Source organism: Pseudonocardia hydrocarbonoxydans (assembly GCF_006539565.1).
Lineage (GTDB): Bacteria > Actinomycetota > Actinomycetes > Mycobacteriales > Pseudonocardiaceae > Pseudonocardia > Pseudonocardia hydrocarbonoxydans.
Genome location: NZ_BJNG01000003.1, coordinates 217202 through 238158 on the forward strand (window position 1 = coordinate 217202; position 20957 = coordinate 238158).

Below are 20957 nucleotides of genomic sequence, written 5' to 3' on the forward strand. Positions count from 1 at the left end.
TGTTCTGCCACACCGCGGGGCGCTCCGCGACAGCAGGCTCAGAGCCTGCGCAGGCCCGCGAGCACCCGCTCCATGAGCGCGAGGTCCGGGCCGCCCGCGTCGGCGGTGCGGTGGACCCGCACCGCCCCGGCGGCGAGCATGTCGCCCAGCAGGACCTGCACCACCCCGAGCGGCACCTCCAGCAGCGCGGCGACCTCGGCCACGGAGCGGGGCCCGCGGCACAGCGCGCGGATGCGGGTGTGGTCCACCGGCTCGCCGGCGTGGCCGGGGCCGGTCGCGGTGACCAGCGCCTCCACGGCGAAGCTCACCCCCGCCCGGGTGCGACCACCGGTCAGGACGTAGGGCCGCACGATCGCGTACGGCGACGGCTCGGCCGGCGCCTCCACCACCGGCGGGGGCGCGGGTGCCGGGGCGGGCACCGGGACCGGTGCCGGGGCGGGCGCGCGCAGCCGCTCGACCCGCTCCTCCTCGGCGCGCAGCCGTTCGCGACGCCGCCGGGAGGACCCGCCGAAGCGCGCACCGGTGAGGCCGACCGACCCGTCGTCGGGCACGGCCGGGGCCGTGTCACCGGGTGCCGCGTCGACGGGAACCGGGTCGGCGGGAACCGGGTCGACGGGTGCCGGGCGCCGCCCGCGGCGCGCACGCGACGCCCCGGCGAACCGGGCACCGGTCAGCCCGACCTCGGGACCGGGGTCGTCGGCGGGGTCAGCCATGGGCGGCACGATGGACGGGCCGCGTTTCGGATGTGTTGCGCCGCCGTTCCACGGCCGTGACGACGTGACGCGCCGCGCCGATCCACCCGATCCGGTGAGGCCCGCGGCCCGGCCCGGTCACCGACGGTGCCGCCCGACCCCGGCCGCTCGCCGGCCGGGCGGGCGGGCGGGTCCGGTGCCAGGATCGGAGCATGACCCACCCCATCCGGATCGGAGTCCAGCTCCAGCCCCAGCACGCCGACTACGCCCAGATCCGCCGGGCCGTCGCCGAGGCCGAGGACGCGGGCGTCGACATCGTGTTCAACTGGGACCACTTCTTCCCCCTCTACGGCGAGCCCGACGGCAAGCACTTCGAATGCTGGACGATGCTCGGCGCCTGGGCCGAGGCCACCAGCCGGGTCGAGATCGGCGCGCTGGTCACCTGCAACAGCTACCGCAACCCCGAGCTGCTCGCCGACATGGCGCGCACCGTCGACCACATCTCCGACGGCCGGCTCATCCTGGGCATCGGGGCGGGCTGGTTCGAGCGCGACTACGACGAGTACGGCTACGAGTTCGGCACCGCGGGCTCCCGGCTGGCCGACCTCGCGCAGGCGCTGCCCCGCATCCGCGACCGCTGGGCGCGGCTCAACCCGGCGCCGACCCGGCAGATCCCGATCCTGATCGGCGGCGGCGGGGAGCGCAAGACGCTGCGCTACACCGCCGAGCACGCCCAGATCTGGCACAGCTTCGGCGACGTCGACGTGCTCACCCGCAAGAACGCCGTCCTCGACGGCCACTGCGCCGACGTGGGCCGCGCGCCCGCGGAGATCGAGCGCTCGATCGGCGTCCAGAAGGCGCCCGGTGACGTCGCCGACGCCCTCGTCGCCGCCGGGGCGACCCTGTTCACCGTCGGGGTCGGCGGGCCGGACTACGACCTCGGGCTGCTCAAGGAGTGGATCGCCTGGCGCGACGACCGCGGCTGAGCGACGCGGCGGGGCGGGCGCGGTCCGGCCGCACCCGCCCTGACGGATCGGGCTCGGCCGATCACCCCTCGACGATCACCTCGCAGCCGAGGAACGTGTCCACGCCGACCGTGCCGACGCAGGTGTCGAACCCGTCGCCGCCGTCGAGGTGGTCGACGCCCGCGCCGCCCTCGAGCCGGTCGTCGCCCGCCTCGCCGAAGATCCCGCCGGTGAGCGAGCCGGCCGGGTAGCCGTCGACGGGGGACGCCAGTCCGGTGAAGAGCTGTACCCGGTCGTCGTCGCCGTCGCCGCCGCGCAGGACGTCGTTCCCGGCACCACCGCGGATCTCGTCCTCGCCGGCGCCGCCGTCGATCACGTCGGCACCGTCGCCGCCGGAGAGCCCGAGCGGCGTGACGATGGTGAAACCGCCGTCGGAGGCGGGGCCGGTGGCCGCCGTCGCGGCCTCCGGGTCACCGGTCTCGGCCCGATCACCACCGCCGGGCGGCATGTAGTCGGCCCGGGTGCGGTCCGGCCCCGCGCTGCCGGTCAGGACGTCGGCGCCGTCGCCGCCCTGGACGTCGGAGACCAGTGTGGCGGTGACGCGGTCGTCGTCGGGGCCACCGCGCAGCGTGCCTGCACCCACCAGTACGTCCGCACCCGCGTCACCGTCCAGGGTGCCGTTCCCGGTGAGGCTGTCGGGCCCCGCGCCGCCGTTCAGCGTGCCGTTGCTGGTGATGGTGTCGGGCCCGTCGCCGCCGTCCACGGTCGACTGCGACTCGCCGCCGTCGAGGACGTCGGCACCGGGCCCGCCGGAGAGGATCCCGCCGGAGATGATCGTCAGTCGGTCGTCGCCGTCCTCCCCGTACAGGCGGTCACCACCACCGAACCCGCTGTTCAGGACGTCGTCGCCCAAACCGCCGTAGAGCGTGTCGGTGCCGTCGTCGCCGAAGAGCCGGTCGGCGCCGTCGCCGCCGTGGATGGTGTCGTCGCCGTCCAGGCCGCAGGCGCGATCGTCGCCGGCCAGCGCGTTGATCGTATTGTTCGCCCGCGCCCCGCCCAGTCCCGAACGGGTGCCGGAGAGGACGTCGGGGCCCGCGGTACCGGTGACGGTGCTGCCGAACAACGGCTGGGCCACGGTGGTGGACCGGCCGTCGCAGCTGGTCAGGCTGTTGGCGCTCTGGGCGTGCGCGGTGCCGACGGTGCCGAGGGCGGTCGCGAGGGTCAGGGCGGAGGTCACCGCGCCGACCCGGAGTACTCGGGTGAGGTTCATGCCGCTCACCCTCGACGCAGGCGGTCACCCGGTCGAGGGATGTACGCGGTTCGTCCGCGGTCGGTGTGCACCCGGTAAGCACTGCGTCCGCCGCGCTGAGACGATGGGGCGGTGGCCGTACTGAGCGCGGGACTGCTCCTCTACCGGGCCGCCCCCGACGGGGTCGAGGTGCTGCTCGGGCATATGGGCGGGCCGTACTGGGCCCGCAAGGACGACGGCGCCTGGTCCATCCCCAAGGGCGAGCACGAGGCCGACGAGGACGCGCGCGCCGCGGCGGAACGGGAGTTCACCGAGGAGCTGGGGCACCGCCCGCCGGCGGGTGACTCGCAGGAGCTCGGGACGGTGTCCCAGCGCGGCGGGCGAAAGCAGATCACGGTGTTCGCCCGCCCGGGCGATTTCGACCCCGCGCACATCCAGCCGGGGACGTTCGACCTGGAGTGGCCGCCGCGGTCGGGCACCGTGCAGGCGTTCCCGGAGATCGACCGGGTCGCCTGGTTCGACCTCGACACCGCCCGCCGGAAGCTGGTGGCCGCGCAGGTCGAGTTCGTCGACCGTCTCGACTCCCTGCTGGCCGCGTCCGGTTCGGCACCCCGCGGCCGGGGTACCGCCACCCCATGACCCCTTCCCCCTGGAGCGGCCTGCTGCGCGGGGTCGCGGCCGGCGCCGCCGGCACCACCGCGCTGAACGCCGTCACCACCCTCGACGTGGCCGTGCGCGGGCGGCCCACCTCCGACGCCCCCGAGCAGGTCGTGGCCGCGCTGGCCGACCGTGCGGGCGTCGAGGTGACCGAGCGGCGCCTCGCCGCGCTCGCGCCGCTCGCGGGCGCGGCCACCGGCGTCGGTGTGGGGGCGGCCGCCGGCGCCCTGCGCGCGGCCGGGCTGCGCCTGCCGACGGCCGTGGGCGGCCCGCTGCTCGGGCTCGCCGCGATGGTGGCGAGCGACGGCCCGATCGCGCTGCTGGGCGTCTCCGACCCGCGGCGCTGGACCGCGCAGGACTGGGTGACCGACGCCGTCCCGCACCTGGTGTACGGCATGACGACGCACGCCGCGCTGGTGGCCGCGCTGCCCGACCCGGGGCCACCGCCCCGGGCGGCCACGCTGCTGCGGGCCGCGGCGCTGGGGGCGGCCTCGGGGTCGCGCAGCACCGCGGGCGCGGCGGCCGTGGCGTTCACCTCCTCGCGGGCCGACCGGGGCGTGGCCGGGCGGGCCGGCGGGCGCGGTGCCGGGGTGCTCGCCGGGGTGCTGTCGGCGGGCGAGGCCGTGGCGGACAAGCTGCCGTCGACGCCGAGCCGGACCGCACCGCCCGGCCTGCTGCCCCGGGCCGCGCTCGGGGCGGGCTCGGCCGCCGCGGTCGCCCGCCGCGACGGGGACGACGCCACGCTCGCCGGGGTGGTCGGCCTCGGCGCGGCGCTGGGCGCGGCGGTGCTCGGGGTCCGGACCCGCGCCGCCGCGGCGCGCCGGTTCGGTTCCGACCTGCCCGGCGCGGTGGCCGAGGACGTGCTCGCCGCCCTGCTCGGATGGCTGGGCGCCCGGCGCCGCTGACCGGGCCGCCACCGACGTCGCGCCCGGCCGGACCGGCGTCCTCACCGGTTGCCCCGTTCCGCCGGTGCCGCGTGGGCCGATCGGCGCTTTCGGGCCCCGCGGCACGCCCCTAGGGTCGGCAACGCCGCCCCCGACCCGCCCCCGAACAGCGGCCCGGACATCGCCCCCGTACCCGGGGGGCGAGGCACCGCGACCGCGGTGCACCGCACAGCCCACGGGGAGGCACGCATGTCCGACAACCGGGTCGTCGTCTACAAGGGTCCCGGCCAGGTCGCCGTCGAGGAGATCGAGTACCCGCGCCTGGAGCTGCCGGCCGACGTCGTCAAGGGACTGTCCATCAAGCAGGAGGCGCCGCACGGGGCCGTCCTGCGCATCGTCACGACCAACATCTGCGGCTCCGATCAGCACATGGTGCGCGGCCGCACGACCGCACCGGTCGGCCAGACCCTCGGCCACGAGATCACCGGTGAGGTGGTGGAGACCGGCGACGACGTGCTGTTCGTCAAGCGCGGCGACATCTGCTCGGTGCCGTTCAACATCGCCTGTGGCCGTTGCCGCATGTGCGACGAGGGCAAGACCGGCGTCTGCCTCCACGTCAACCCGGCCCGGCCGGGTGCCGCCTACGGCTACGTCGACATGGGCGGCTGGGTCGGCGGCCAGGCCGAGTACGTCATGGTGCCCTACGCCGACTTCAACCTGCTGAAGTTCCCCGACCGCGACCAGGCGCTGGAGAAGATCCTCGACCTGACCATGCTGTCGGACATCTTCCCGACCGGGTACCACGGCGCGTTCACCGCAGGAGTCACGACCGGGTCGACGGTGTACGTCGCGGGCGCCGGGCCGGTGGGGCTGGCCGCCGCTCACTCCGCGCAGCTGCTGGGCGCCTCGGCCGTGCTGGTCGGGGACATGATCCCGGAACGGCTGGAGCAGGCCCGCAGCTTCGGGTGCGAGCCCAGGACGCCGGGCTGGGCGAGCTGATCGAGCAGGTGCTCGGCGAGCCCGAGGTGGACGCCGCCGTGGACGCGGTGGGCTTCGAGGCGCGGGGGCACGGGGCGGACGCGGGGGAGGCTCCCGCGACGGTGCTCAACGACGTCATGACGATCACGCGCGTCGGGGCCTCCCTGGGCATCCCGGGCCTGTACGTGACCGGTGACCCGGGCGGCATCGACGAGAACGCCAAGATCGGTCAGCTCGGCGTGCGGATCGGGCTGGGCTGGGCGAAGTCGCACACGTTCACGACGGGCCAGTGCCCGGTGAAGCGGTACAACCGCAAGCTCATGAACGCGATCCTGTCCGGCCGGGCGCAGATCGCGAAGGCCGTCAACGCCACCACGATCAGCCTGGACGACGCCCCCCGGGGCTACCGGGACTTCGACGGCGGCGCGGCCCGCAAGTTCGTGATCGACCCGCACGGCATGGTCGCCTGACCGGGGTGTGCGCGGAGCGGGCGCCCGGGCGCCCCTCCGCGGGCACGGGTCCGGGATGCCCGGGCCCTCGTCCCGCCGGGGCGCCCGGTCACCCGCGCCGCAGCCTGCGCAGCGCGCCCCGGATCGCGTCCCGGACCGCGCGCAGGGCGAGGCGCACCCCGCCGACCGGCGCCGCCGTCGGTGCCGTGCCGGTCCGGGCGCTCTCGTCCACCGCGGCGGCGAACTGCTCGAACAGCCGCCTGCTGACGTCCCCGGCGAGCGCGCGGCCGAACTGGGCGATGCGGCCGGACAGGAACAGGTCGGCCTCGGCCCGCAGGACGGTGCCGCCGCCGGGGTCGGGCTCGGCGTGCAGCCGGATGTCGGCGCTGGTGGCGCTGCCCCCGGTGTCGCGGCCCTGGCCCACCAGGCGCAGACCGCGGCCCTGCGGGTCCCGCTCGACGACACGCGCGAGCCCCTCGAACGACAGCTTCACCGGCCCCAGCGCGGCGCCCGCACGGCCGCGGTAGCGGTCGCCGGGCAGCGTCTCGGTGAGCTCGGCGCCGGGCAGGCAGGCCACCAGGCGCTCGACGTCGGAGACGACGGCGGCGACGGCGTCGACCGGTGCCGCCAGCGCGCTGGCCAGCGTCACGGTGACCGTCGGTGCGCCCGTCGGGATCGTGACGTCCTCGGCGACCGGTGCTGCGGTGGAGTCGGGTTGGGCGGTCGGCGGCCCGGCCGGAGCGGACCCGCTGCCCCGGCCCACCAGGGTGCGCGCGGCGCAGTTGCGCGGTCCGGGGACCCCGTCGGGATGGGTCGCGTGGACGTCGGACACCGCGGCCAGGATGCCGCGGTAGCCGGTGCAGCGGCACAGCACGCCCGACATCTGCTCGGGCAGCTCGTCGTCGCCGGCCCGGTCGGGTGAGTTGGCGAGCAGGTCGTAGCTGCTCATCAGCATCCCGGGGGTGCAGAACCCGCACTGCAGCCCGTGGTGGTGGGAGAACGCCTCCTGCAGCGGGTGCTGCTCCTCGGCCGAGCCCAGCCCTTCCACGGTGACGACCTCGGCACCCTCGCACTGCACGGCGAGCAGCAGGCACGCCCGTGCGGCCTCGCCGTCGACGAGGACCGTGCACATCCCGCAGACGCCGTGCTCGCAGCCCAGGTGGGTGCCGGTGAGGCCCGACTGCTCGCGCAGGGCGTCGGCGAGGTGCATCCGCGGCGGCACCCGGAAGGTGACCGCCGAGCCGTTGACGGTCATCTCCACCTCGACGACGTCGTGCGCACCGACCCGCCCCCTCGCCGGGGCGCAGGTCGGCGCCGCGGCGCCCTCGGCGGGTGCCGGCTCCGCGGTGCGGTGGGTGGTCATGTGCGCTCCTTCCGCGCGGCGCGCAGTGCGCGCGCCAGCTCTCGGGCGGCCAGCACCCGGAACAGGCGGCGGCGGTACCCGGTGGAACCGTGCGAGTCACCGCCGGTGTCGACGACCTCGCGCGCCAGGTCGGCCAGCGCGTCACCGTCGTCGACGATGGACGTGACGTCGCGGGTCACGGGCGTGTCGGAGACGCCGAACCCGGTGAGGCGGGCGTCGAGCACCGCGCCGTCGTCGCCGACCCGGACCCGGGTGACGACGCCGGCGAGCGCGAAGTCGCCGTGCCGGCGGGCGATCTCGCCGAAGCCGTGGCCCTCCCCCGGCCGCGCGACCGGGAACTCGACGGCGGTGACGACCTCCTGTGCCGACGCCCCGGTCGTCATCGCGCCGACGAAGAACGCCCCGGCGGGCACGCGGCGGCGACCGTCGGGACCGGCGACCTCGATCGTCGCCTCCAGGCAGGCCGCCACGGCCGGCAGCTCCGCGGCCGGGTCGGCGTGGGCGAGGCTGCCGCAGACGGTGCCGCGGCTGCGCAGCTCCCGGTGCCCGACGAAGGGCATCGCCATCCCGATCAGCGGGACGGCGGCGGCCTCGGCGGAGCGTTCCAGGCGGCGCTGACGGACGGTGGCGCCGACTCGCAGCACCTCGTCGGTCACCGCCAGGTCACCGAGGGACGCGACCGACCCGATGTCGACGAGCGTCGCGGGCCGGCCCAGCCGCATGGCCAGCACCGGGACCAGCGACTGGCCGCCGGCGAGCACCTTCCCGTCGCCCCCGGCGAGCTCGGCGAGGACGTCGTCCAGCGAACCGGGCCGGACGTAGGCGAACGGGGCGGCCTTCATCGGCCCGTGAACTCCGGCTTCCGCTTCTCGCCGAACGCCGCGACGCCCTCGGCGAAGTCGTGGGTGGAGCGCAGCATGGCGTAGGCCTTCCGCTCCAGGTCGATGCCGGTGTAGAGCGGACCGTCGATCCCCTTGTCCAGCACCTCCTTGGCGGTGCGCTGGGCGATCGGCGAGAAGGCGGCCATCTTCTCGGCGAGGGCGTCGGCCGCGGCGTTCAGGGCGTCGCGGTCGTCGTGCAGCTCGGCGAGGATGCCCCAGTCCAGCGCCTGCCGGGCCTGGATGCGGGTGGCGGTCATGATGTGGAACTTCGCCCGCGAGAGCCCGATCAGCCGGGCCAGGCGCTGGGTGCCGCCGGAGCCGGGGATCATGCCGAGGTTCATCTCCGGCAGCGCGAACTGCGTGCGCGGGGTGCCGAGCCGGATGTCGCAGGCCAGCGCCATCTCACAGCCGACGCCGAAGCAGTAGCCGTCGATCGCGGCGATCACCGGCTTGGCGCTGCGGGCCGGGGCGGTGACGTTGTGGCCGAGGTCGGTGAAGTCCATGGGGTCGACCTCCATGAACCCGGCGATGTCGCCACCGCTGGTGAAGTGCTCCCCGTCGGACCGCACGACGACCACGCGGATGCCCGGGTCGGCGTCGATCTCGGCGAACCGGTCGGCCACGAGCTGGCGCATCTCCCAGGTCACCACGGTGTACTTCCCGTGCGAGAGCGTGAGGTACGCGACCGGGCCCTTCTTCTCCAGCAGGACGTCGCCACCGGTGAGTGCCATTGCTAGTTCTCCTCCATCAACTGGTGCAGCACCTCGCCGTGCAGCGGGAGCTTGGTGATCGCGATGCCGGGCAGCGCGTCCGCCACGGCGTTGGCGAAGGCCACGGGGAAGCTCATCGACGAGCCCTCCCCGCAGCCCTTGGCCCCGAGCGGGGTGAGCGGCGACGGCGTGACGACGTGGTCGCTGCGCAGCTCGAAGCCGGTCTCGGCGCTGGTGGGGCACAGGTAGTCCAGGAACGTGGCCGACGTCGGCTGCCCGGAGGCGGCGTGGGTGAACTCCTCGTACATCGCGCCGCCGAGGGCGTGGGCGAGCGCGCCGTGCACCTGGCCGTCGAGGAGCCGCTGGTCGAGCACGGTGCCGGCGTCGTGCACCGAGGACACCCGGTCGATCGTGATCTGCAGGGTCTCCGGGTCGATGCGCACCGCGACGATCTCGGCGACGAACCCGTAGCAGAGCGAGGAGTTGATCCGGTCGTCGCGGGTGGCGGCGCCGGTCTCGCGCGGGCTGAACTCGGCCTCGGCGTAGAGCCGGGCGGGCACGTCCGCGGGCAGCGACGTGGGGTCCCAGTGCACGACCCCGGCGGCGTGCCGGAACAGCATCGACACCCCGGACGGGTGCACGACCGCCCCGTCCCGCAGCGTGAGCTCGTCGGCGGGGACCTCCAGCGCGACGGCCGCGGCGGCCCGGACGGTGGCCGCGATCGTGTCGGCGGCCGCCACCACCGCGCTCGTGCCCAGCGGGGCGAAGCGCGAGGAGTAGCTGCCGGAGGTGACCGTCCACGGCGTGGTCGAGGTGTCCATGTCGACGACGACGCGCACCTGCTCCACCGGCAGGCCGAGGCGGTCCGCCGCGACCTTGCGGGCGACGGTGGCGTGCCCCTGCCCCTGCGGCACCGTCCCGAGCAGGACCGTGACGACGCCCTGCACGTCGACCGAGATCCGCACGTGCTCGGTGGACCCGGACTTGTCGCGGCCCGGTTTGCGCTGCTCGGACGGGGTGGCCAGGCCGACGTAGCCGATGTTGGTGCCCGACGGGTCGACCACCAGCGCGACGCCGATGCCGTAGTGGGCACCCTCCGCGCGGGCGGCGGCCTGACGCGCGCGCAGCTCGTCGAGGTCGGCGTTCTTCACCGCCAGCGCGACGGCGGCGGCGTAGTCCCCCGAGTCGTAGACGCCGCCGGTGGGCGTCTCGTACGGGAAGGCGTCGACGAGGTTGCGCCTGCGGACCTCGATCGGGTCGAGCCCGGTGGCCGCGGCGACGGCGTCCATCAGCCGCTCCAGCCCGAAGTAGAGCTGCTGGCCGCCGAAGCCCCGGTTGAGCCCGGTGGGCATGGAGTTGGTGACGACGGCGCGCGCCCGGATCTCGACCGCGCCGATCCGGTACGGGCCGGTGATGTTGCCGAAGCAGCGGTAGAGCGTGGACGGCTCGGGCGGGCGCAGGTAGGCGCCGACGTTGTCGACCAGGTCGGTGCGCAGCGCGGTGATCTCGCCCGCGGCGCTCACCGCGGCGGCGAACCGCATCACCCGGTCGGCCCCCGAGGAGGACGCCAGCAGGTGCTCGACGCGGTCCTCGGTCCAGCGCACCGGCGTGCCGGAGTGCTTGCTGGCCAGGGCCATCAACACCACGTAGGGGTAGATGCCGGCCTTGATGCCGAAGCTGCCGCCGATGTCGGCGGGCACGTGCAGCCGCACCGCCGAGGTGGGCAGGCCCAGCGCGCCCGCCATCACCGGCACCATGGTGAACGGGCCGTGGAAGTTGGCCCAGGCTTCGACACCGGGCCCGCCGGCCCCGGAGGCATCGACACTGCCCTCGCGGTAATCGGCGATGACCGAGTAGCACTCCATCGGCACCGAGGAGTAGCGCGGGAAGTCGTACTCGCCCTCGACGACGTGGTCGGCCTCGGCGAAGGCCTGCTCGACGGGCCCGAAGGAGAACGAGCGGTCGGTGGCGACGTTCGTGCCGGCCGCCTCGTGCAGCAGCGGCGCGTCCTCGGCCAGCGCCGCCCGGGCCCCGACCACCACGCCGCGCGGCTCGTAGTCGACCTCGACGAGCTCGGCGGCGTCCTCGGCGACGTAGCGGTCCGAGGCCACGACCACGGCGATCGGCTCGCCGACGAACCGCACCACGTCGACGGCCGTCGGGTAGTAGTGCATCGGCGCACCGGTGGACAGCGGGAAGGGCTTGAGCCCGGCGCGCACCTCGTCGGGGCCGATCACCGCGGCGACGCCGGGGTGCGCGCGGGCACGGGACAGGTCGACCGACCGGATCCGGGCGTGCGGCTGCGTCGAGCGCACGACGGCCGCGTGCAGGGTGCCCGGCAGCGGGTCCTGGTCGTCGAGGAACCGCCCCTGCCCCGTGACGAGCGCGAGGTCCTCGATGCGGCTGGGGGTCCACCTCTGCTGTGTCTCAGACACGCGCCTGCTCCTCGAAGTCGCCGGCCACCAGGGTGCGACGCAGCGTCTTGCCGACGCCGCTGCGCGGGATCGCGGCCACCGCGATCACCCGCTTCGGGCGCTTGAGCGAGGGCAGCACGTCCCGGGCGTAGGCCATCGCCCGCTCGGCGGCCTCCTGCGGGGCGGTGCCCGGCCGGGGCACGACGAACGCCGTGACGGCCTGGCCCCACCGCTCGTCGGGCAGGCCGACCACGCACACGTCGTCGATCTCCGGGCAGCGGATGAGCGCGGCCTCGATCTCGTCGGGGTAGAGGTTCTCCCCACCGGAGTTGATCATGTCGTCGACCCGGCCGGAGACCCACAGGTCACCGTCGGGGTCGGCCGTGGCGAGGTCGCCGGTGCGGTACCAGCCGTCGCCGATCGACCGCTCGTCGGCGTCCGGGCGGTTCCAGTAGCCCGCGAAGGCCTCGGGGCTGTCCATCGAGACCAGCACCTGGCCCTGCTCCCCCGGCGCCACGACCGCGTCGACCGGCGCACCGACCTCGGGCGCCACCAGCCGCACCCGGGAGAACATCCCGGCCCGGCCCGCCGAACCCGGCTTCGCCGCCACGTCGGGCCCGATGGTGAACGTGTAGATCTCGGTGCTCCCGAAGTGGTTGACGAACGACACCGGCGCGAGCGCGTCCACGAGCTCCTCGGCCAGCGCGGGCGTCATCGCCGCACCGGCGTAGGCCAGCCGGTCCGGGCCGTGGGACAGCCCCTCCCGCAGCAGCGACCAGTAGATCGTCGGCACGAGGTAGAGCGAGCTGACGCCCTCCCGCGCGATCAGGTCCAGGGACTCCGCGGCGTCGAAGGCGGGCTGGCCGACCCACGTCCCGCCGACGACGATGCTGGTCAGCAGCGTGCGCAGGCCCATCGTGTGGAACATCGGCATCACGCCGAGCACCACCTCGCCGTTGCGCTGCTGGGTCTGGACCGCGTGGGCGACCGCGGCGGCGTGCTCGGCGCGGTGGGTGCGCGGCACGCCCTTGGGCCGACCGGTGGTGCCGGAGGTGTAGAGCAGGACGCTCAGCGCGTCCTCGCCGGGGGCCCGGGGCAGCGGGGAGTCGGACTCGGCCTCCGCCCGGGCGTCGAGGTCGGCCACGGGGAGCGGCGTGCCGGCGAACCGGCCCGCGTTGGCCTCGTCGGCCACGACCAGCGCCGCGCCGGCGTCCTCGACGCAGTAGCGCAGCTCGTCGGGCGAGAACCGGGTGGACAGCGGCACGGAGACGGCCCCGAGCTTCTGCGCGGCGAGGTGCAGGCTGGCCAGCGGCTCGCCGCCGGTCAGGCCCAGGGCGACGCGGTCACCCGGCCGCACCCCGGCACCGGCCAGCGCACGGGCGAGGCGGGTCGTGCGGGCGTCCCACTCGGCGAACGTGAGCTGCCGTCCGGACCCGCCGACCGCCCGCCGGTGCGGGTAGCGCTCGGCGGCCCAACGCAGCGTCGTCGCCAGATCCATCGCCACCTCCATAGTCTGGACCGGACGGTACTGGGCGGATGAACAGATACGCAACCCCGGACCGTCCCACCCGGACGGTTACGATCGTCACCGTGTCCGACGTCCGGCTGTCCACCACCTCCTACGTGGTGCTGGGCATGATCGCGCTGCGCGGGCCGTCCACGCCGTACGACCTCAAGCGCGCCGTCGGGCACTCCGTCGGCTACTTCTGGCACTTCCCGCACGCGCAGCTCTACTCCGAACCCGACCGGCTCGCCGAGCTCGGCCTGCTCGCGCTGTCGGTGGAGGACTCGGGGCGGCGCCGCAAGACCTACTCGCTCACCGGGCCGGGCCACGACGCCCTGCGGGACTGGCTCGCCGCCCCCACCCACGAGCACTTCCAGATGCGCGACGTCGCCGAGCTCAAGCTGTTCTTCAACGAGGTCGGCGAGCCGGGCAACGTCACCGCGCTGGCCGCCGAGCAGTGCGCCCAGCACGAGAAGCGGATCGCGGTGTACGAGGACATGGTCGCCCGCTTCGGGGCCGAACCCACGGCGCGGCCCCGCATGATCACCCTCGAGCTGGGCCTGGAGATGGAGCACGCCGCCCTGCGCTTCTGGCGCGCGCTCGCCGCGGGCGACCTCGACGCGCTGCGCCGCGAGCGGCAGGATCGGGCGGGCGGCCGCACCCGGCCGGCATGAGACCGACGCGGACCTGGGCCCGCTGCAGGATGGGGGAGCGACATGGCCGGTGCGACGCGGGGCTTCTTCGGACGGCGGCGCGAGCGCGATCCGCGGCTGCCGCCGGGACAGTACGACGCGCGTGACGAGTGGCCGGTGCTCAACGCCGAGGCCACGCCGCGCCTGGACACCGCCCGCTGGACCTTCACCGTCGAGGGCCTCGTCGAGCGCGAGACGACCTGGACCTGGGACGAGATCCACGCCCTGCCCCCGGCGCGGTACGAGGGCGACATCCACTGCGTGACGACCTGGTCGAAGTTCGGCATGCGCTTCGACGGCGTCTCGGTCGACACGCTGCTCGACGCCGCCGGGGTGCTCCCGACCGCCACCCACGTGATCGGCGTCGCGCACACCGGCTACACCACCAACCTGCCGCTCGCCGACGTCACCGGCGGGAAGGCGTGGGTGGTGTGGGACGTCGACGGCCGGCCGCTGACCCGCGAGCACGGCGGCCCCGCCCGGCTGCTCGTGCCGCACCTGTACTTCTGGAAGAGCGCGAAGTGGGTCTCCGGGCTGCGCCTGCTCGACCACGACGAGCCGGGCTTCTGGGAGCGCAACGGCTACCACGACCGCGGCGACCCGTGGACCGAGCAGCGCTACCAGGGCGACTGATGACGCCGACCCCCGGCGGCACCACCCACCGCCGCACCCTGCGCTGGCAGCCCGCCCGCGTGCTCGCCCTGCGCGACGAGACGCCGCGCGCCCGGACGCTGCGCCTGGCCCTGCCCGAGCCGCGCCGGCACCTCGCCGGACAGCACTACGTCGTGCGGCTCACCGCCCCCGACGGCTACACCGCGCAGCGCTCCTACTCGGTGGCCTCCGCCCCGGACGACACCGGGGAGATCGAGCTGACCGTCGAGGAGCTCGAGGACGGCGAGGTGTCGGGCTACCTGCACGGCGTCGTCGAGCCGGGCGACGAGCTGGAGGTGCGCGGCCCGATCGGCGGGTACTTCGTGTGGCCCGGCGACACCCCGGCGCTGCTGGTGGGCGGGGGGTCGGGGGTGGTGCCGCTGATGTCGATGCTGCGCCAGGCCCGGTCGACGGGCACCGCCGACCTGCTGCGCGTCGTCGTCTCCGCCCGCACCGCCGCGGACCTGTACTACGCCGACGAGCTGCCCGGCCCGCAGACGACCGTCGTCCTGACCAGGACCGGGCGCGGCCGGCTCACCGTCGACGACCTCACCCCCCTGGTCCGCGGCGGGGAGGACGTCTTCGTGTGCGGCTCCCCCGGCTTCTGCGACGCGGCCACCGACCTGCTGGTCGAGGCCGGCGTCCCGGTGGGGTCGATCCGCACGGAACGCTTCGGCCCCAGCGGCTGACCCGCCCCCGGCGCCCTCCCAGCCCCGCCCCCGCCCCGCCGTTGCAGTGGGGTGGCTTCACTCCGACCTGGTTGCAGTGAAGCCACCCCACTGCAACGGGGGCGGGGGCGGGTGGGGCGGTCAGGGTGGCGCCAGGGTGCGCAGGATCCGGGCCAGGTGGGCGCGGTCGGTCTCGGACAGGTCGCGGAACATGCCCTCGGCCTCCGCCGCCCGGGCGGCGCGGATCGCCGTGCCCACCTCCGCACCGCGTGGCGTCGGCGCGACGAGCGTGGCGCGGCGGTCGGCCGGGTCCGGGGCGCGCTCCACGAGGCCGCGGCCCTCCAGCGCGTCGACGACCTCGGTGGCCGACCGGGGGGCGATCCGCAGGGCCTCGGCCAGATCGCCCAGGCGCAGCGGCCCGGCCCGCAGCAGGGTGCCCAGCGCCCGGGCCTGCGCGGGCGTGACGTCCCAGGGGGCCAGCGCCTGGCGGGCCGCCTCGCGCATCCGGCGCGCCACGGCCCGGAAGCCGTCGGCGAGGGAGTAGTCGTCCACGGGGAACAGACTAGACAGCCGGTGCGTTGCAGCCTCACAGTGAGGTTACCTCAGTAATCCGAGGAGAGGGGCACCTGCGTGGAAGCCGACATCGAGAAGGTCTCCCGTCGCGCCGGGCGCGACACCGTCACCGCCACCGACCGCGCCCAGGCCCGTGAGGTCTCGCTGCGCCGCATCGGCCGCCTGTTCGCGCCGCACCGCCGGGCGCTCACGATCGTCACCCTGATCATCGTAGCGTCGTCGGTGGTCGCCCTGGCCTCGCCGTTCCTGCTCCGCGCGGTCATCGACACCGCCCTCCCGCAGCGCGACATCCCGCTGCTGGCCTGGCTCGCGGGCGGGATGGTCGCCGTCGCCGCGGTCACCGCCGCGCTGGGCGTCGTCCAGACCTGGATCGCCACCTCGGTCGGCCAGCAGGTCATGCACCGGCTGCGCACCGACGTGTTCGCGCACCTGCAGCGCCAGTCGATCGCGTTCTTCACCCGGACCCGCACCGGCGAGGTGCAGTCGCGCATCACCCACGACATCGGCGGCATGCAGACCGTCGTCACCTCCACGGCCACCTCCGTCGCCTCCAACCTGACCACCGCGGTCGCCACGGCCGTCGCGATGGCCGTGCTGTCCTGGCAGCTGTCGCTGGTCTCGCTGGTCGTGCTGCCGCCCGCGGTCTACCTGACCCGCCGGGTCGCGCAGATGCGCCGCGCGATCACCGCGCGCCAGCAGCGCGAGCTCGCCGACCTCAACGTCACCGTCGAGGAGGGCCTGTCGATCAGCGGCATCCAGCTCTCGCGGACGATGGGCGCGGGCCCGGCGCTGGTCGGGCGCTTCACCGCCTCCTCGGAGCGCCTGGTCGACCTCGAGCTGCGCAGCCAGCTCGCCGGGCGCTGGCGGATGGCGTCCACCGGCGTCGTGTTCGCCGCCGTGCCGGCCCTGATCTACCTCGGCGCCGGGTTCACGAACAGCCTGACGATCGGCACGCTCGTCGCGTTCACCGCCCTGCAGGCGGGGCTGTTCCGGCCGCTGCTGGGCCTGATGAGCGTCGGGGTCTCGCTGGTCAGCTCGCTCGCCCTGTTCGCCCGGATCTTCGAGTACCTGGACCTGCCCGTCGAGGTCGACGACCCGGCCGACCCGGTGGCGGTCGACCCGGCGCGGGTCCGCGGGCACGTCCGCCTCGAGGACGTCACGTTCGCCTACCCCGGCGCCGACACCGCCGCCGTCGCCGGCGTCACCCTCGACGTCCCGGCCGGTTCCACGCTGGCACTGGTCGGCGCCACCGGCTCGGGCAAGTCCACCCTGGCCGCGCTCGTCGCCCGCCTCTACGACCCCGACGCCGGCCGCGTCACCATCGACGGGATCGACGTGCGCGACCTGCGGCTCACCGACCTCGCCGCCGTAGTCGGCGTGGTGAGCCAGGAGACCTACCTGCTGCACACCACCGTCCGGGAGAACCTGCGCTACGCCCGGCCCGACGCCACCGACGCCGAGATCGAGGCCGCGGCCCGCGCCGCGCAGGTGCACGACCTGATCGCCGCCCTGCCCGAGGGCTACGACACGGTGGTCGGCTCCCGCGGCCACCGGTTCTCCGGCGGGGAGAAGCAGCGCCTGGCCATCGCCCGCACCCTGCTGCGCGACCCGCGCGTGCTGGTGCTCGACGAGGCCACCTCCGCGCTCGACACGACCACGGAGCGGGCGGTGCAGGACGCGTTCGACGCGCTGTCGCACGGGCGCACCGTGATCACCATCGCGCACCGGCTGTCGACGGTGCGCGACGCCGACCGGATCGCCGTGGTCGACCACGGGCGGGTCGTCGAGTCCGGCACCCACGACGAGCTCCTCGCGCGCGGCGGGCGGTACGCCGTGCTGGCGGGCGAAGTCGCTCGCGGTCGCGGGGCCGACTCCGATAGAACGGCGGCATGACCCAGCGCACGGTCCTCGTGACGGGCGTGAGCCGCCGTCGCGGCATCGGCTTCGCCATCGCCCGGCGGCTGCTCGCCGACGGGCACCGCGTGTTCGCGCAGTCCTGGAGCGCCTACGACGCGAGCGAGCCGTGGGGCGCCGACCCGGGCGGCGACGAGGGCGTGCTGGACGCGCTCGGCGGCGAGGGCGACCGGCTGGCCCACCTCGCGGCCGACTTCACCGACCCGGCGGCACCCGCGGCGCTCGTCGACGCGGCGGTGGCCCGGTTCGGCCCGCTCGACGCGCTGGTCGTCAACCACGCCCGTTCCCAGGACGCCACGCTCGACGAGCTCGACGCGACCATGCTGGACGCGGTGTGGGCGGTGAACGTGCGGGCGTCGCTGCTGCTCGTGCAGGCGTTCGCCGCGCAGTTCCGGGGCACGCCCGGACACCCCGGAGACGGCCGTGTCGTGCTGTTCACCTCCGGCGCGCACCGCGGCCCGATGTCGCGCGAGATCCCCTACGCCGCCACCAAGGCCACGCTGGCCGCGGTCACCGAGACGCTGTCCGACGCGCTGGTCGCCCGCGGGATCACCGTCAACTGCGTGAACCCCGGCCCCACCGACACCGGCTGGGCCACCCCCGAGCTCACCGAGCAGGTCCGCCACCACCTGCCCCGCGGGCGCTGGAACCGGCCCGACGAGGCCGCGGCCGTCGTCGCGCTGCTGCTCTCCCCGGACGCGGGGTCGATCACCGGGCAGGTCGTCGACGCCGAGGGCGGGTTCCGTCGCTTCACCGCGTGACCGCCGTCCCGACCGGGTGACGCCGACATCACACCTTCGGGGGTGATCCTCGCCCCCTACCTGACGCCGGGCCGCACCCTGAGGAAGCTGGGGCCATGCCGCTCACCCGATACGTCCTGGCCGGTGCCCTCGCCGCGGTCCTCGCCGTCGGCGGTGCGCTCGGGGGTGCCGCGGTCGCCCTCGCCGACGACGCACCGGCCAACCGCGGGTGGACGGCCCCGGTCGGCGCGGCCGACGAGTACGCCGACCGCTCCGAGTAGGCCCTACCGCGGCCCGCCCGCCGCCCGGTACACCTGCGCGGCGGCGCGGCTGAACCCGTCGGGCAGCCCGACCGCGGCGATGGCGTCGCCCGCCTGCTCCATCTCCCCCGCCCAGCGCCAGGCCTTCGCGGCCGAGCGGGCGGTCGCCTCACCGAGCCGTGCGCCGTAGTCGATCCCGTCGCGGGCCAGCTCGTCGCGCAGCGCGTCCTCGACGCCGTGCGCCCGCGCCGCCTGCGCCATGGTGAGCCACAGCGCGGGGATCACCTTGCTCTGCAGCCCGAAACAGGCCTTGAGCGCGCTCGCCGCACCCAGGTCGGCGCCGAGCACGCGGGCGTCGAACGGGGAGTGCGCGAACAGGCCGGCCACCTCCGCCGCGCGCTCCCCGGCCAGCCACAGCACGGTGCTCCCCCGCTCCCACGCCGGCGGCCCGATGATCGCCCCGTCGACGACGTGCTCCGCGCCGAGGCGGCCCGCGATCTGCGCGACTGTGCCCGGCGACACCGCGTTCGCATCGACGTAGAGCGGGCGGTCGGCGCGGTCGTCGAGGGCGTCGGCGACCTGGCCCGCGACGTCGAGCGCGGCGTGCGGCGGGCAGATCGAGACGATGACGTGCGAGCGGCGGGCCAGCTCGGCGACGTCGGGGACACCGACCAGGTCGGCGGTCTCCGCGCGTTTCGACGTCGGGACGCTCCGCCCGGCCGCGGCCCAGATCACGGCCCCGGCCACGGGCTTGAGCGCCGAGCCGAGGGCGGCACCCATCACGCCGGGGTGCAGGATCCCGATCACCGGGCGGGGCGGCAGCGTCATGGCCCCATCATCGCCGCACCCGCGACGAGCTGCTCCACCCGGTCGCGCAGCTCCAGCAGCACCGGCGCCACCCCGGGCACGACGAGCGCGGCCAGCACGAACACCGCGACCGTCAGCCCGGGCGCCACCAGCCAGGCCTCCACCCTCCCGCCGGTGCGGAAGCGCAGCGGGCGGGGGCTGCCGACGGGGTACCAGCGCCGGTGCCGGATCCGCAGCGGCCACAGCAGCGGCGCCCCGGACTCGGTCACCGCGTCGCCGACGGAGTGCACGACCATCCCCAGCGTCACCGCGGTGCCCAGCCATCCGGCCGTGCCCGCGGTCCCGCCGGGCACGTACTGCTCCACCGCGAACGTCAGCGCCGCCGCGACGACCAGCGACGGCGGCCCGGGCACGATCGCGTCGAGCCCCTTGATGGCCAGCGCGAGGCAGACGAACAGCGTCCCCAGCAGCACCGGGGTGCCCCACGTGGCCGAGGCGAGGTTGATCCCCAGGCCGAGCAGGACGGCCCCGGCGACGGTGTGGGTGAGCCCGCGGTGCGTGCCCTTCCCGGTGTCGCGCCGCGCGCGGGTGAGGCGGTACACCAGCCCCGACAGCGGCCGCACGACCCGCGAGGCGAGGAAGGACGCCGCCGTGAAGTGCCGGGTGGCCGTGGACGACGGGTGGTCGAGGTCGGGCAGCAGCGCCGCCCCCGCGCAGACCGCGGCGAAGGTGAGGATGCTGCCCGCCGACGGCTCCACACCCACCAGCAGCGGGCCGTACCCGGCGACCGCCAGTCCCAGGACGGCACCGGACGTGGCATGACTGACCCCGAGCACGCGACGACGCTACGCACCGGACGGGGCCGCCCCGCGCAGGCGCGCCGCGCACCGGCGAGCGGGGGTCAGGGGTTCGGGGGCAGGCCCAGGGTGTCCAGGAGGCGGGCGGCGGCCAGGGTCGGGGTCAGGTCGCCACCGCGGACGTCGGACTCCAGCTCGCCGATCGTGTCCTTCGCGGCGGCCTGGAGCCGGTCCATGAGCTGGTCGCGGACCATCGCCCACATCCACTCGACCTGCTGGTCGGCGCGGCGACGCCCGAGCGCGCCGTCGGCGTCGAGGGTCGCGCGGTGCTCCTGGACCGCCGCCCACACCTCGTCCATGCCGGCGCCGGTCCGCCCGCTGCAGGCCAGCACGGGCGGCCGCCAGGTCTCGTGGGTGGGCGTCATCATCCGCAGCGCCCCCGCCAGCTCGCGGGCGGCCACCTTCGCGTCGCGCTCGTGGGAGCCGTCGGCCTTGTTCACCGCGACGACGTCGGCGAGCTCGAGGATGCCCTTCTTGATGCCCTGCAGCTGGTCGCCGGTGCGCGCGATGGTGAGCAGCAGGAACGTGTCGACCATCCCCGCGACGGTGACCTCGGACTGGCCCACCCCGACGGTCTCGACGAGCACCGCGTCGTAGCCCGCGGCCTCCATCAGCACGATGGTCTCCCGCGTGGCCCGGGCGACGCCGCCGAGCGTGCCCGCGCTCGGCGAGGGCCGGACGAAGGCGTTCTCGTCGACGGCGAGCTTCGCCATCCGCGTCTTGTCGCCCAGGATCGAGCCCCGCGTGCGCGTGGACGACGGGTCGACGGCGAGCACGGCGACCCGGTGCCCGGCCCCGGTGAGCCGGGTGCCGAGGGACTCGATGAACGTCGACTTGCCCACGCCGGGGACGCCGCTGATCCCGACCCGGGCCGCTCCCCCGCTGTGCGGCAGCAGCGCCAGCAGCAGCTCCTGGGCGGCGGCGCGGTGGTCGGGCCGGTTCGACTCGACCAGCGTGATGGCCCGGGCGAGCAGGGACCGGGAGCCCTCGCGCACCCCGGTCGCGAGCGCGTCGACGTCGACCGGCGGCCGCTCAGCCACGGGGCCCCC

General features: G+C 75.5%; 22 protein-coding genes. 11 read left to right on the forward strand and 11 right to left on the reverse strand.

All coding sequences use genetic code 11. The features are described from left to right. Positions 1-38: 38 nt before the first annotated feature. Positions 39-713, reverse strand: a complete 675-nt coding sequence (locus PHY01_RS02345; RefSeq protein ID WP_141276513.1) for a DUF742 domain-containing protein — start codon at positions 711-713, stop codon at positions 39-41. A 191-nt stretch (positions 714-904) separates the two neighbouring features. Between PHY01_RS02345 and PHY01_RS02350 the strand changes: the two genes are divergently transcribed. After that, positions 905-1678: an LLM class F420-dependent oxidoreductase gene (locus PHY01_RS02350; protein WP_141276514.1), complete on the forward strand. Its 774-nt coding sequence runs from the start codon at positions 905-907 to the stop codon at positions 1676-1678. Between the two features lie 61 nt (positions 1679-1739). Here the strand turns inward: PHY01_RS02350 and PHY01_RS02355 are convergent, their stop codons facing one another. Further along, positions 1740-2927, reverse strand: coding sequence for a calcium-binding protein (locus PHY01_RS02355; RefSeq protein ID WP_141276515.1), 1188 nt, complete (start codon positions 2925-2927; stop codon positions 1740-1742). Between the two features lie 111 nt (positions 2928-3038). On the opposite strand from PHY01_RS02355, the gene PHY01_RS02360 reads away from it, so the two are divergent. From PHY01_RS02360 to PHY01_RS28340, 4 genes are all read left to right on the forward strand, one after another. Then, entirely contained in the window at positions 3039-3545 is a 507-nt protein-coding gene (locus PHY01_RS02360) for an NUDIX hydrolase (RefSeq protein ID WP_141276516.1), read from the forward strand. Then, complete coding sequence (locus PHY01_RS26830) at positions 3542-4468, forward strand: hypothetical protein (protein ID WP_174824075.1); 927 nt, start codon at positions 3542-3544, stop codon at positions 4466-4468. The genes PHY01_RS02360 and PHY01_RS26830 overlap by 4 nt, the downstream gene beginning before the upstream one ends. A gap of 228 nt (positions 4469-4696) precedes the next feature. After that, the gene (locus tag PHY01_RS28335; RefSeq protein ID WP_246085637.1) at positions 4697-5446 is read left to right on the forward strand and encodes an alcohol dehydrogenase catalytic domain-containing protein; all 750 of its coding nucleotides are present in this window, start codon (positions 4697-4699) and stop codon (positions 5444-5446) included. Next, positions 5413-5895: a hypothetical protein gene (locus tag PHY01_RS28340; RefSeq protein ID WP_246085638.1), complete on the forward strand. Its 483-nt coding sequence runs from the start codon at positions 5413-5415 to the stop codon at positions 5893-5895. The genes PHY01_RS28335 and PHY01_RS28340 overlap by 34 nt, the downstream gene beginning before the upstream one ends. Positions 5896-5983: 88 nt before the next feature. On the opposite strand, the gene PHY01_RS02375 is transcribed toward PHY01_RS28340, so the two are convergent. Genes PHY01_RS02375 through PHY01_RS02395 form a run of 5 tightly spaced genes read right to left on the reverse strand, consistent with a single transcriptional unit; the run spans position 5984 to position 12740 of the window. Further along, entirely contained in the window at positions 5984-7237 is a 1254-nt protein-coding gene (locus PHY01_RS02375; protein ID WP_141276517.1) for a 2Fe-2S iron-sulfur cluster-binding protein, read from the reverse strand. Next, positions 7234-8079 (reverse strand): FAD binding domain-containing protein, encoded by an 846-nt coding sequence (locus PHY01_RS02380; RefSeq protein ID WP_141276518.1) that lies wholly within the window; start codon positions 8077-8079, stop codon positions 7234-7236. The genes PHY01_RS02375 and PHY01_RS02380 overlap by 4 nt, the downstream gene beginning before the upstream one ends. Continuing rightward, on the reverse strand, positions 8076-8849 hold the full coding sequence (locus PHY01_RS02385; RefSeq protein WP_141276519.1) for an enoyl-CoA hydratase/isomerase family protein: 774 nt from the start codon (positions 8847-8849) through the stop codon (positions 8076-8078). Before PHY01_RS02385 ends, PHY01_RS02380 begins: the two co-directional genes overlap by 4 nt. 2 nt (positions 8850-8851) lie before the next feature. Beyond that, entirely contained in the window at positions 8852-11263 is a 2412-nt protein-coding gene (locus PHY01_RS02390; RefSeq protein ID WP_141276520.1) for a xanthine dehydrogenase family protein molybdopterin-binding subunit, read from the reverse strand. Next, positions 11256-12740 carry a class I adenylate-forming enzyme family protein gene (locus PHY01_RS02395; RefSeq protein WP_141276521.1) on the reverse strand — a complete coding sequence of 495 codons (1485 nt, stop codon included), beginning with the start codon at positions 12738-12740 and terminating at the stop codon, positions 11256-11258. The genes PHY01_RS02390 and PHY01_RS02395 overlap by 8 nt, the downstream gene beginning before the upstream one ends. Before the next feature lie 92 nt (positions 12741-12832). On the opposite strand from PHY01_RS02395, the gene PHY01_RS02400 reads away from it, so the two are divergent. From PHY01_RS02400 to PHY01_RS02410, 3 genes are read left to right on the forward strand one after another with little or no spacing between them, the layout of a single operon-like run. Next, positions 12833-13420, forward strand: a complete 588-nt coding sequence (locus tag PHY01_RS02400) for a PadR family transcriptional regulator (protein ID WP_246085639.1) — start codon at positions 12833-12835, stop codon at positions 13418-13420. Positions 13421-13462: 42 nt separating this feature from the next. After that, on the forward strand, positions 13463-14071 hold the full coding sequence (locus PHY01_RS02405; RefSeq protein ID WP_141276523.1) for a sulfite oxidase-like oxidoreductase: 609 nt from the start codon (positions 13463-13465) through the stop codon (positions 14069-14071). Continuing rightward, positions 14071-14778: a ferredoxin reductase gene (locus PHY01_RS02410; RefSeq protein ID WP_141276524.1), complete on the forward strand. Its 708-nt coding sequence runs from the start codon at positions 14071-14073 to the stop codon at positions 14776-14778. The genes PHY01_RS02405 and PHY01_RS02410 overlap by 1 nt, the downstream gene beginning before the upstream one ends. Before the next feature lie 120 nt (positions 14779-14898). Here PHY01_RS02410 and PHY01_RS02415 read toward each other — a convergent pair whose 3' ends face one another. Further along, positions 14899-15309, reverse strand: coding sequence for a MarR family winged helix-turn-helix transcriptional regulator (locus tag PHY01_RS02415; protein ID WP_246085640.1), 411 nt, complete (start codon positions 15307-15309; stop codon positions 14899-14901). Positions 15310-15387: 78 nt separating this feature from the next. On the opposite strand from PHY01_RS02415, the gene PHY01_RS02420 reads away from it, so the two are divergent. The 3 genes from PHY01_RS02420 (at position 15388) to PHY01_RS26140 (ending at position 18265) form a co-directional block, all read left to right on the forward strand. Further along, on the forward strand, positions 15388-17223 hold the full coding sequence (locus PHY01_RS02420; RefSeq protein ID WP_281283581.1) for an ABC transporter ATP-binding protein: 1836 nt from the start codon (positions 15388-15390) through the stop codon (positions 17221-17223). Next, positions 17220-18005, forward strand: coding sequence for an SDR family oxidoreductase (locus PHY01_RS02425; RefSeq protein WP_141276525.1), 786 nt, complete (start codon positions 17220-17222; stop codon positions 18003-18005). The genes PHY01_RS02420 and PHY01_RS02425 overlap by 4 nt, the downstream gene beginning before the upstream one ends. A gap of 95 nt (positions 18006-18100) precedes the next feature. Beyond that, a complete protein-coding gene (locus PHY01_RS26140; RefSeq protein WP_170183603.1) occupies positions 18101-18265 on the forward strand; it encodes a hypothetical protein in 165 nt (54 codons plus the stop codon). A gap of 3 nt (positions 18266-18268) precedes the next feature. On the opposite strand, the gene PHY01_RS02430 is transcribed toward PHY01_RS26140, so the two are convergent. The 3 genes from PHY01_RS02430 to meaB form a co-directional block, all read right to left on the reverse strand. Further along, positions 18269-19072 (reverse strand): DUF1932 domain-containing protein, encoded by an 804-nt coding sequence (locus PHY01_RS02430; RefSeq protein WP_141276526.1) that lies wholly within the window; start codon positions 19070-19072, stop codon positions 18269-18271. Further along, complete coding sequence (locus PHY01_RS02435; RefSeq protein WP_141276528.1) at positions 19069-19887, reverse strand: metal-dependent hydrolase; 819 nt, start codon at positions 19885-19887, stop codon at positions 19069-19071. The genes PHY01_RS02430 and PHY01_RS02435 overlap by 4 nt, the downstream gene beginning before the upstream one ends. A 65-nt stretch (positions 19888-19952) precedes the next feature. Continuing rightward, the gene (meaB, locus tag PHY01_RS02440) at positions 19953-20948 is read right to left on the reverse strand and encodes a methylmalonyl Co-A mutase-associated GTPase MeaB (RefSeq protein ID WP_141276530.1); all 996 of its coding nucleotides are present in this window, start codon (positions 20946-20948) and stop codon (positions 19953-19955) included. Between the last annotated feature and the right edge of the window lie 9 nt (positions 20949-20957).